Source organism: Streptomyces sp. NPDC051582 (assembly GCF_040681715.1).
Classification (GTDB): domain Bacteria; phylum Actinomycetota; class Actinomycetes; order Streptomycetales; family Streptomycetaceae; genus Streptomyces.
The window spans coordinates 1-10,793 of sequence record NZ_JBFAZJ010000074.1 but is presented as its reverse complement, the minus strand read 5'-3'; the positions used below and the strand labels follow the sequence as shown (position 1 = coordinate 10,793).

Genomic DNA, 10,793 nt, shown 5'->3' with positions numbered 1-10,793 from the left:
CAACACCTCATCGCCACCTGGACCGGGACCTGCCCCACCTGCCGACAACCGGCCCCATGGCAGACCTACGACACCACCTAACAAAGCACTACTAGCCGGTGCCCCATTGATCTTTCGAGCGTCGGCCCGACCCATGGCACCACGACGCCCTCAGGTCCGGATGTCCGCATGGCCGTGCAGTGCGGTCCGCGGCACAGGTGGCCGGGGCAGCGTGCCCCCGTTACGTTCCCGTCGTACCTGGGAGCAGAAGCACATCAGCGAGGAGTGAGGGTGATTCGAGTCGCGGTCGTCGACGACGAAGCGCTGGTCCGCGTCGGACTGCGGACGATCCTGGAGTCCGCCGACGACATCGGGGTGGTGGTCGAAAGCGGCAGCGAAGGTGCGGTGTCGGCGGTCCTGTCCCATCGCGTGGACGTCTTGCTCCTCGACATCCGGATGCCCGGGGTCGACGGCATGTCCGTCCTGCGTCACATCGTCGCCGCGCCGGGAGCCCCGGTGGTGGCCATGCTGACCGGCTTCGGCCTGGACGAGTACGTCGAGGAGGCGCTGCGGACGGGGGCTACGGGGTTCCTGCTCAAGAACTCGGGTCCCGAGGAACTGATCCAGGCGGTGCGGACGCTGGCGCGCGGTGGCCCGGTGCTGGCCCCTGAGGCGGCCACGACGGTCATCGCCGGCTACCTCGCCGGGGGCGACGGCGACGCGGCACGACGCGTGGGTCGGCTGAGCGGGCGCGAGCTCGAAGTCCTCGCCCAGGTGGGTGCCGGATGCACCAACCGTGACATCGCCGCGCGCATGCAGTTGGCGCACGGAACCGTCAAGGACCACGTCAGCGCGATCCTGGCGAAACTGGGCGGCCTGAACCGCGTCCAAGCCGCAGTCCTGGCCGAACGGGCCAAGCTGTTGCGGCCCGAGCGGACCGGCAGGTGACCGGTCCGGCCCTCCGATCCACAGAGCGTAGGCCCCGGCTGGTTCCCCTGGCTGTTGGTGCGGATCCCCGGCCGTTGGCGCCGGAGCGCAAGGCTAGCGGCGGCGCGTCCGCGCGCGGGCGAAGTCGGTTGGGCGGCTGGCGGGCAAGAAGTGGACTGCCCCTCTTGGGGGCCTTGTGCGACAGCCTGCTGACCGACTTCACGAGTGATACCGCTTCCAGCGTCAGCCTCTCGGTCGCCGCGACCTGCTCACTGTTCCTGCGCAACACGGTGCCGGAGGTGGCGCTCCTGGTCACCCTTTCGGCCTACTTCCTCGGGTGCCTCAACCTCACACCGCTGATCGCCCTGTACTACGTGGCCGCGCGCCGCGGCCCCGTGGTCGTCGGCTGGGCAGCGGCAGCAGTGACCGCCGTGGTCTTCGGACTGGCCGGCTCCGCTACGGGCGAGCTGTCCTTCGCGTTCAGCCTGGACAACCTTGACGCCAGCGCACCCCTGGAGTGCTGTACGGGGCCCATACTCGCCGTCGTCATCGGCCGATCGGCGCGGTCCCGGTGGAAACAGCTCAAAGAAGCAGAAGCACGCCAAGAACTGGAGAGTCGGCTGCTGGCCGAACAAGTGCGGGTGGCGGAACGCTCCTCCCTCGCGCGGGAGATGCATGACGTCGTGTCCCACAAGGTCAGCCTGATCAGCCTCCAGGCCGGTGCGCTCCAGGTCGGCCAGCCCGACGACAAGAACGTCAAGGACAGCGCCCAACTGATCCACGAGTTGGCCGCCCAGACCGTCACCGAGCTGCACCACATGCTCGGCGTACTGCGCCCAGCCGAAGACCCAGCCGCCGCGGGCCATGCCTGCGGCCCAGGGCTGGCCGGCCTCGCCGACCTCGTACGAATGAGCGGAGGGCCGGTCCAACTGGAGATGCCCGAAGAGTGGCCGGACGTCCCCGAAACCGTGCAGCGCGCCGCCTACCGCACCGTTCAGGAGGCTCTGACCAACATCGGCAAACACGCGCCAGGTTCAACGGTGAAGGTCGACGTCACCGTGACAGCCGCCAGCCTGCGCATCGAGGTCCGCAACGGGCCTCCAGCAGGGCCGGCACGGCCGCCCGGGATGCCGGGAGGAGGGCGGGGCCTGTCGGGGCTGGCGGAACGCGCCAGTCTGCTGGGAGGCGAGTTCACCGCCGAACCCGGCCTCGACGGCGGATTCGCCGTCGAGGCCTCCTACCCGCTGCCCCAGCCAGACCCCCGCCCCGGACTCCGTGGGCACTGACGTGGAGGCGGCGGGGGCTCCGGCCGCCCGCTTCGATGCCCGCTACCGAGGGTTCGAGGGCGGGACCGGCCCGGATGCCGCATACCGAATCGAGCCGCACCCCTGTGCCGTCGGCCCGCCATCCCCCAGTGGACGGCGGGCCGACCGTTGCTCTGACAGCGGATCCAACGTCACCAGCCCGTCATTACCGTGCCAAGGGCAAACGGCACGGCGATCAGGACCAGTGCCCGCAGAACCGTCCGGGTCAGGCCGCTCGCGGTCAAACGGGAGGCAGTGAAGGCGGCGGTGAGCGCCATGGGGAAGAGCAGGGGTATCGCGTCCCACACATCTGGGCGTGCCCCGCCCACCAAGGCGGCCGTCCATGAGCCTGCGAGCCCCGCCAGCACGGCGAGGAACGTTTTGCCTGCGGTGAACCAGTCCCGCTCCATCAGCTCCAGCAGTTCGCCGCAGCGGGTTCCCGCTCGATATCTCCGCACGGCGAATACGGCGAAGGCGACGAGCACGAGGGCCCCTGCACCGAGAGACACCCAGCGCACGATGGCTGCAGTGGTGTGCATGTTCATCTCACCAGCCGTTCCTTCTTGCGCTGTTTCACCAGCAGTTCTTGATGACCCCGTCGACGCCGAGGATCTCCGCGGCGATGCCGCCGAGCCCCGAGCCCGCCTCTTCGAAGATCTCGGCGATCCCCTTCTTGAACGTCTTGCCCATCTTCTTCTTCGACCGGATCTTGTTGACGATCTTCGCGGCACCACCGAGCTTGTCGATGGCCTTCTTCACCTTGTAGACCTTGCCGAGGGCGAAGATGTTGGAGCCCACAGCGAGGAGGATGCCGCGTGCACAGCCGCCAGCGCTGAAGGAGCGCTTGTGGCGGCCGCCCTCGGCCTTCACCGAGTCGTGTTCCTCCAGCCACTGAACGGTCGCCGCGTCTCCCTGCGCCAGCACTTCGTCGGGGATCGCACTGATGAGTTTCAGCGCCTCCTCGATGCCGGCCAGGTTCTGCTCATCGGTACCCGCCATCTCCTCCTGAGCCCCGACCGTGGCCAGGACGAGGGAGGAGGACGGGACAGCCGGCGCCACTGCCGCAGCATGTGCGGCGCCGGTCGTGGCGAGGACCGCGGAGGCGGCGAGGAGGGCCACAGCGGCGGCGCGGCGGCGCAGCGGGGCACCACTGTGGGAGTTGATGAAAGCGGACATGCTGAATATTCCCTAACGTGCAGTGAAGCAGCCGCGATCGCGTGCTTTCGGTAAGCGCGGGGTCGCGGAGCGGCGTTTGCACCCCGGGCCATGCGCCGGGGGCAGGGCAGATGCCCCACAGCCTGAGAGCCGGATTGAGCCGGACACTCGGCGAGCGGACCTGCTTGATGATCATCGGCGGCAGTCGTTACGACCCGCCATCCCCCGAACAGCGGGAACACCCCCGCCGAACAGCGGGGGCAATCGCACGCCTGCTCCGCACAGCCCTTCCCTGGATTGCCTCGCGGCCCCCGACAGCGTTGAGGGCCGCCGTTCCGGGCTGCACAGGAAACTGTCCGAACGCACGGGGATACGGGCAAGCCGCTGCGCCCCACACCTCCGCGTCAGAGGGCTGACCGCCGCGGCAGGCATCACACATGATGCGTTGTCAGGACTTCAATCGCTGGAACCCCGCAGCCCACCCACTGAAGGTCTGCGGCGATGACGCCCGCACTACCATCGCCTCCCTCACTGCACACGCCGGCCACTCCTTTGGTCCAGATCAACCCGTGCCTGACGCAGACGCCCTGGCGGCGGTGCGCCGCGGACAAGGGCATCCTCCTGCAGTCCTGGGGACCACTCGGCCACGGCGGGACCCTCCTGGAAGAGCCCGTGACGCGCCGCGTCGCCGAGAGCCACGGCAGGACCGCGGGCCAGACCGTGCTGCGCTGGCACCTCGACAACGGGCTGGTGCCGATCCCCAAGACGGTGCGCCCCAGGCGCCTCGCAGAGAACCTGGACGTCTTCGACTTCCGGCTGACGCACGAAGACCACAAGGCCCTCGCCTCGCTCGCCGGCACCCAGGAAACAATGGACCCCGACACCCACGAGGAATTCTGAGACAGTGGTCGTTTCGACCAGGACACGCACACGGACCGCCGAGCTCCTTTCCCAAGTTCCTGGCCGACTGCACCGTCATCGGAAGGGCACTGATCCAGTTCGGCGACACCACCGACGGCTTCACCACGAACCTCACGGTCTGCTTCCCCGCCACATGCCCGAACGAGAACCTGGAGCACCGCCTGCGCCACTTAGCCGTGGAATTCCGCCGCTGGATCCTCGCCGCCCGGAGCCCCCGCGGCCGAACCCCGCCCTCGCCCTCGACGCCTAGGGACGACTTGTCTTCGACCGGGCGGGATCGTACGAGCACACTTCCGACTACGCCGTCCCCTGGTGGCGCCTCATCGTCCTCCGCTCCCTCCTCCTGGCCCGCCTCGGCGAAATGCGCCGCCACCGACGCGCAGGACCGGGCCCTCACCGAACTCCCCGCGAGCCTGCCCCGCATCTGGTAGTTCTCTGATCAGCCATGCGCAGACCGTACGCGGGACCAGTGACAGTGAGGGCGCCAGGCCGGCACCTGCGAAAGGCGTGACGACGGCAGCCCCCAGGGTGGGCAACTTCCGAGCGTGCAGCAGGCACCGTCTGCGCGGTGGTGCGGCTGTCACGCCCCCGAACTCTCCCTGGTGACAGTCCTCTGCCCTACGTGGAGGGGAAGGTCACTTCATTCCGATAGAGGGGCATCGTGTTGTCGGCGTCGGTGAGGCTGGACGGCGCGGGGGTGATGTTGCCCGAACTCTTGGAGAGGTCGTTGGGATCTCCAGTGATGTTGCCCTGCAGAGTCATGGCGGAGAAGACGAAGGGGAGCCCGTTGGCGGCGAGCGGCTCCGGCCCGTCCATCACTTGGAAGTGGAGATGGGGACCATCGCTGTTGCCCGAGTTCCCAAGTTGGCCGATCTGCACCCCAGCCGAGAGTTCCTGTCCGACGTGCACTCGGCCTTTGATCGAGCCCGGTTTCAGGTGTGCGTACAGGACGTACTCGCCTGTGGAGAGTTTTTCCACGACATGGTTTCCGGGGTACGCGTCGAGGGGGAGGTTTTCGGGATCCTTTCCCGGCTTCTCATCGGGCAGGTTGTCGACGATCGAGACGACCCGTCCTGCTGCGGCCGACTTCACAGGGGCGCCGTAGAAGCGGTAACTGCTCAACTCGTCGACCGGGCCGGTGTAGGTCCGGCTCTTTGAGTCCAGTTGCACGAAGTCGACGGCGAATCGTTCGGCGAACCGGGCTTCCCCGTTCAACGGGTTCCCGGCAGCCCGATGGGCAGTGACCTCGTTGCAGCATCCGTTGCCGTCGATCCAGCGTGCGCCATCGAGCGGCGAGTTCAGGACGACTGCGTGCCGGTCGGGAACCGAAAGCGGGGCAACCGGCTCCGTGAGGTTTTGGGGGACGACACTGTCCGGCTCAGAAAACGTCGCCGAGATGCTGTGGGTGAGGCGCAACGGGAACGACGTGCCGTCCGGGACGATCACATCCAGCCATACGCGGCCCTGTTGCCCGGCGGAAAGCCGGTCGCTCGGTGCGGCGCCGGGACTTCCGCCCGTCGGCCTGTACGCGGCTCTGAGGGAGTCCCCGGCGAGCTTCAGCAGCGTGCGCCCGGTGTGGGGGTCCTGCACGGAAACCGAGGTCAGCGTGGCCGGCTGCGCGAGCTCGTTGACCATGGTGAGTTCATACGCGAGGTGCAGCTTGCCGTCGGATCCACGGACGGGAATGGGCACAGTGGTGGAGGATGCGACGATCGGTGTGAGCGTGGTCTGTCCGCCGCGTGGCGAGGGTGAAGGGGCTGCGGTCGGTACGTTCGCCGCTGCTGTGGGGGCGACAACGGCGCCCGAGCTCACGAGCAAAGCGACTGCCGCAGTGGCCCACCCGCGGGCCTTGATCACTTTCCTGCCCATTTGCTACTCCCGATGGCTACGCGTCTTGGCAGGCACTTCCCAGGTAAGGCACTTCTCCGCCGCCGGGCCGCCCATCGGGGCTCAACCGACCTCGCTCGCCAGGTACTTCATGTGGTTCACCGCACTGACCCGCCGGAGGCAAGCCCCGCACCCCAACTGGCACCTACACTCATTTGAGCACGAAACGGACACAGGGGCTAGCCTGGCCCAGGCTGTCCGCAGCGACTGCCGGAGGGGCGCGACGCCCGGGTGACACCCCCACCCCTAAAGGCACTCAACGTAATCGACTGTCACGGTGGGCTACATCGGGTTGTGGGGGGCCCAGCTCCTCGCCCCGCGCCCCGCACCCCTACGGAGCCGCACGATTCGCCGCTTTCGGTCACGACCATGACCACGACGGCCACATCACTGCCGCCGACTTCGACGCCATGACCCGGATCCTCGCCCAGTACAACCTGTCCGAGACCTCGCCCAAGGGCGCCGGGCTGATGACCGGCGCGCGCCGGCACTTCACCGGCCTGGCCCAGGAAGCCGACATCGAAGCGACGGGGAGATCACGCGCATGACGTTCGGCGTTCGCCGCCCACCACGCCGCGAATCTGGGCCCACTCCCCCGTCTGCGGACCGGGGTCCTTCAGCTGAGGCACCGTCGCGGGCCTGTGGTTCCGTGCGGTGAGTCCACGCCCTGCATCGCGGCGGCGTCCCGTCGGACGGCAGAGAGCGGTATGAAACGTGAGGGACCACGGGCTGGACCGCTCGTCCCCTCCCGGGCGCGCAGGCGCGGCGCTAGGGGGTGTCCGCAAAGTGGCGGCGTCCGCCCGCAGGGCGGGCCCGCGGTGTCCGGTGCGTGCTCTCGGCGTGCCGGGCGGAAGCCCGTGTACTGGACGTACTCGGGATTTCGCCCGGTGCGGCGAGAGCGCGTGCCGGGCGCCGCGGGGCAGGCGGGACTCTGCGGACACCCCCTGGCAGGCCGGAGCAAGCTGGGTAGGTGCAAGCCAGCCGCGTGGACGGGTAGTTGGTGGGCGGGTGGGCGCGGAGCGCGGCCTTCTGGAAGGGGGCCTCAGGCATGCAGGCCAGGCGCGCGTACGGCTCCAGAGGCAGGGGGTTGAGCCGTGTCCGGAGCGCAGGGTCCTCTGCGTGCATGTCGCGGCATGCAGGCGGCAAATCCCACTACGACGGTGGCGAGTGCACTGTGGCACCCTCAGCACCCTCCACATGCTTGCTCGCTACTCACCCATCTGGCGCTCCGGACGCTCCACGGCCGGAGGCTCGCTGTAGGTGATCTCCGCGGGCCGGCTGCGGCGCGGCACGGTGGGCGGCATGCCACGACCACCCCGACACCCTGGCCTCCCGCAACAACCGCGACTGCGCTTACGAGTCCGCGGGAGACCTGGGGCGCCCTCACCGAACTCCCCGCCTCGCTGCCGTGCTTCGCGACCCTAGAGGCGGCTCACCGTGGCTGGCCGGGCCCGCGGGGGGCGCGGCGGCGACTTCTCCGCCGTCGTGCTCATGCAGGTACCCATGCAGAAGACGCAGAACGTCCCTGCCCAGGAATCCCGTCGGGGATCCGGCATCTCGATCGGATCCAGTGCGATCGGGGGCGTGGTCCTGGCCGTACAGGTCTCCGGCATCGTGTCCGCTGCGCTGTTCATCACCGTTGCTCCTCTGTCCTCGGAACCTGCCCGCGTGGAGCCGCTGGCACTGGCAGCGTGCCAGCCCACGGCGACGCGCCGTGGCCTGCATCCGGATGACCGAGAGGGTGGTTCTCCTGAGCACCTTGCTCGTTTCACCGTCGCTGGTGCGCTGGACGGGGGAGCTCCACCGCGGGCTCCCTACGGGGAGGCCCAGTAGCCGGCCCAGGCGCGGGCGGCGCTCACCGTCCGTTGCAGGTCAGCCTTTCCGTATTCCTGCCAGGCCTCCCACCAGCGGGCTTCGGCCTCGGTGAGGACAGTCACCGCCTCACGGGAGGCCTGCGTGAACGCCGGCACCTTCGCGCACCTGCGGGCGGCCTGCTCGGGCGTCTGACCGCCATCCAGGACCAGGCGGAACCCCCACAGTGCCGTGTCCAGCCAGGCGGGCGCGCGCGAGACCCAAGCCCAGTCGATCATCCGCACCCGGCCGTCGCGCTCGACCATGAAGTTGGAGGCCGCGGGATCGCAGTGCGCAAGCCGGTCCCCCGTCAGGAGGGGTTCGTCGCAGGGATTGCAGTACTGGCCCCACTTCTCCCACGCGGTGCGCCGCACCACGTCCGGCGCCCGGCGCCCGCTCAGCTCCCGCAGGACGGAGGCGACCGACTCCAGATGCTCGCCGTCGTCGCCGAAGTACGTCCACGCCGACGCGCTCAACCCCTCGAAGCAGACCACGAGCCAGCCGCCCGCCTCCTCGTGCCACAGCAGCCGCGGTGCGCTCGGCGGCAGGAACGGGGCCACGGCGACCTCGGTCCGCAGCTCGCCGATCCGCTCGTGAGCGACCGGCAGCCCCTTCAGGAACACCATCCGCGGGCCGGCGTCCGCCGGCGGCCACGCCCAGCAGGCGAACGCCGAGCTCGTGCCGTTCTCCACCTCGACCCGAGGGCAGTCCTCCCCGACCCGGGCCACGACCGCGGCCCGGGTGGGCGCTGGCAACTCCTCGAACGGGAGCCGGTCCACGTACATGAGACGGTCAGCTCCCCGGCCTGGGCTGCTGCGAGTTGTTCGGCGGGAAGGGCGGATTCTTGTCCGGCCTGGTCGGCGGCCCGGTGGACGGTCCGCCCGGCGGCGGCTTGGACGTGGGCCCGGGAGACGGGCGCCTGAACTCCGCAAGCAGCAGCGTCATGGCGGGAACCTACCGCCGGCACGGCCAACCCGTGCACGCCCGGCGTTGCCAGAAATGGCCCGGCACGGCCGGCTCCGCGGGCAGCACAGTCTGGTGGCCGCCGGTCACCAATGGCCGGTTGCGTGACCTGTACTGCCGCCCTGGCCGGGACCACCTTCGTGGTCAGAACCCCATACCCACGGATGGAAGGCTGGAAGTCATGGCTTCACGCAGAGAGAACACCCCCGCGCAGGACCTCCTGGCGAGTCTTGTCTTCCTTGCCATCGGCGCGGCGCTCGTCTGGCTCGGATTCCAGGGTTCCTCTGACGAGTGCGGCGGCGAGAAGATGTCGGCGGGCGACACCTGCGTCAGCTACTCACATGGCAAGCAGACCGGGAGCAAGAACCTGGAAGAGCAGAAGTCTGACAATTCGACCACGTCGAACGTGGTGTTCGTCATCGGGGGGCTCGTGATCCTCGGCAGCGCCTGGTCGAGTGTGGGCGCCCTCAGGCGCATGAGCGGTTCGGCTCGCTGACTGCCCCACTTCCCTGCTCCCCGGCTCGTGCGTGCTGGTGAGCCTCAGCCGAGCGGGCGGAGCGGCCTCATCAGGATACGGGCCAGTCGGGCTGTTCCTCAGACCAGTCATCGGCCTGGGGGCGCGGGAGACCTGGACGAGTTCACGCACGACACGTCCGCCCCTCCGGCGCCCGGGCAGGCCGGGAACCGTCGCGGCTGCCCGACCTCCCCGATTCCGGGCGCGGGGTACGCGGCACGGGCCGAGCGCAGCCGAGCATCGTTCACCATGCTGCAAGGCTCAAGTGTTGCTCCGAAGCGGCCGCGAGGGGGCTGGGTGTCATCCCGTCAAGTGATACTGGCGGCGGGCGAAGCCGGCGATCGGGGGCTGGAATGCGGTGGGTGTTCGAGCGGTTATCGAAAGGCTCGGAGCAGCTCAGGAATCTGGATGTGTACGACATCGCGTTCCTGGCAGGCGGAGCGGTGCGGGTGGCGGACAGTGCGGTCGTCGCGCTGAACAGGCGTGGTCTGCTCGTGGTGCACGACGCGCGCGTGCGAACGGTGGAAGGGGAAACGCCTGGGCATGCGGTGGAGCGACGTGTGTACACATACTGCGGCCGCGCAAAGAGCGTCGACGCCGTACGAGCCGATATGGAGCGCTCCCGGGAGGCCTACGAGATCGCCCGTCGGCTCGCCGCATGGGGTCTGGTGAAAGGCGCGGACCGCCGACTGACTCGCGGGGGCAGACGACATCTGCAGGCGGCAGGGCTCGACCCGCGCGTCCCGGAACACGTCCTGCTCGGGACCGGCAGCCTGGACCAGAGGGTGCCACGACCCGCCGATCCGCCCCGCCCCCGGCCCCGTCCGGCCCCGCGCACGCGAAGGCCGGCGCCAGGGCACAGTCGCCCGCACCAGGGCTACGACTCCGACGAGTAGAAACGTTCACAGGCTCGTTCACGGTCAGCTCCGGCCGGCCGGGCGCAGGGAGGACGGCACGTCCTCGTGGCTCCCGAGCAGGACACACCCGGCATGCTTCCCTGCGCGCCCGCCGCGTCACCACGCCGCTCTGGCCGGAGCCGGCAGCCGCGCCGTCACTCCATGCGGCCCTTTGCCGTGCGGAGCAGGTCGGCGGCGGAGCGGACAGTGACTTCGGATCCGCTGACCCAGCTGCTCTAAAGGGTGTTGCAGAAGGTCTGTCGTGGGCGGGCCTGAGTGGCTTTTGACCTGTTGTTTCACTGTGTCATGGCGAGGTTGTGCATGGTGGCGACGGCTTGGACGGCGTGGTGGAGGCCGTCTCCTTTCTGGCGGCAGTCGCGGAGGATCTTCCAGTTC

Annotated in this window: 10 protein-coding genes and 1 pseudogene; 6 read left to right on the top strand and 5 right to left on the bottom strand. The window is 69.2% G+C overall.

Features of this window, described 5'->3' with window-relative positions:
- Positions 1 to 270: 270 nt before the first annotated feature.
- Together AB0M92_RS38870 and AB0M92_RS38865 are read left to right on the top strand one after the other, a co-directional pair.
- Positions 271 to 927 carry a response regulator transcription factor gene (locus AB0M92_RS38870; RefSeq protein ID WP_366107117.1) on the top strand — a complete coding sequence of 219 codons (657 nt, stop codon included), beginning with the start codon at positions 271 to 273 and terminating at the stop codon, positions 925 to 927.
- 173 nt (positions 928 to 1,100) lie between these two features.
- A complete protein-coding gene (locus tag AB0M92_RS38865) occupies positions 1,101 to 2,192 on the top strand; it encodes a histidine kinase (RefSeq protein WP_366107116.1) in 1,092 nt (363 codons plus the stop codon).
- A 170-nt stretch (positions 2,193 to 2,362) separates the two neighbouring features.
- On the opposite strand, the gene AB0M92_RS38860 is transcribed toward AB0M92_RS38865, so the two are convergent.
- Positions 2,363 to 2,755: a hypothetical protein gene (locus AB0M92_RS38860; RefSeq protein WP_366107115.1), complete on the bottom strand. Its 393-nt coding sequence runs from the start codon at positions 2,753 to 2,755 to the stop codon at positions 2,363 to 2,365.
- A gap of 28 nt (positions 2,756 to 2,783) precedes the next feature.
- Positions 2,784 to 3,386, bottom strand: a complete 603-nt coding sequence (locus AB0M92_RS38855; RefSeq protein WP_366107114.1) for a hypothetical protein — start codon at positions 3,384 to 3,386, stop codon at positions 2,784 to 2,786.
- A gap of 651 nt (positions 3,387 to 4,037) precedes the next feature.
- Here AB0M92_RS38855 and AB0M92_RS38850 point away from each other — a divergent pair.
- Positions 4,038 to 4,265, top strand: coding sequence for an aldo/keto reductase (locus AB0M92_RS38850; RefSeq protein WP_366107113.1), 228 nt, complete (start codon positions 4,038 to 4,040; stop codon positions 4,263 to 4,265).
- 639 nt (positions 4,266 to 4,904) lie between these two features.
- Here the strand turns inward: AB0M92_RS38850 and AB0M92_RS38845 are convergent.
- Positions 4,905 to 5,978 (bottom strand): M23 family metallopeptidase, encoded by a 1,074-nt coding sequence (locus AB0M92_RS38845; protein WP_366107112.1) that lies wholly within the window; start codon positions 5,976 to 5,978, stop codon positions 4,905 to 4,907.
- A 605-nt stretch (positions 5,979 to 6,583) separates the two neighbouring features.
- On the opposite strand from AB0M92_RS38845, the gene AB0M92_RS38840 reads away from it, so the two are divergent.
- Positions 6,584 to 6,721 (top strand): hypothetical protein, encoded by a 138-nt coding sequence (locus AB0M92_RS38840; RefSeq protein ID WP_366107111.1) that lies wholly within the window; start codon positions 6,584 to 6,586, stop codon positions 6,719 to 6,721.
- Positions 6,722 to 7,987: 1,266 nt separating this feature from the next.
- On the opposite strand, the gene AB0M92_RS38835 is transcribed toward AB0M92_RS38840, so the two are convergent.
- Positions 7,988 to 8,809 carry an aminoglycoside phosphotransferase gene (locus AB0M92_RS38835; RefSeq protein WP_366107110.1) on the bottom strand — a complete coding sequence of 274 codons (822 nt, stop codon included), beginning with the start codon at positions 8,807 to 8,809 and terminating at the stop codon, positions 7,988 to 7,990.
- A gap of 359 nt (positions 8,810 to 9,168) precedes the next feature.
- On the opposite strand from AB0M92_RS38835, the gene AB0M92_RS38830 reads away from it, so the two are divergent.
- Together AB0M92_RS38830 and AB0M92_RS38825 are read left to right on the top strand one after the other, a co-directional pair.
- A complete protein-coding gene (locus tag AB0M92_RS38830; protein WP_366107109.1) occupies positions 9,169 to 9,483 on the top strand; it encodes a hypothetical protein in 315 nt (104 codons plus the stop codon).
- 371 nt (positions 9,484 to 9,854) lie between these two features.
- Positions 9,855 to 10,397: a TIGR04222 domain-containing membrane protein gene (locus AB0M92_RS38825; protein WP_366107108.1), complete on the top strand. Its 543-nt coding sequence runs from the start codon at positions 9,855 to 9,857 to the stop codon at positions 10,395 to 10,397.
- Between the two features lie 296 nt (positions 10,398 to 10,693).
- On the opposite strand, the pseudogene AB0M92_RS38820 reads toward AB0M92_RS38825, so the two are convergent.
- Positions 10,694 to 10,793 (bottom strand): annotated as a pseudogene (locus tag AB0M92_RS38820) (IS5/IS1182 family transposase); the annotation flags it as partial.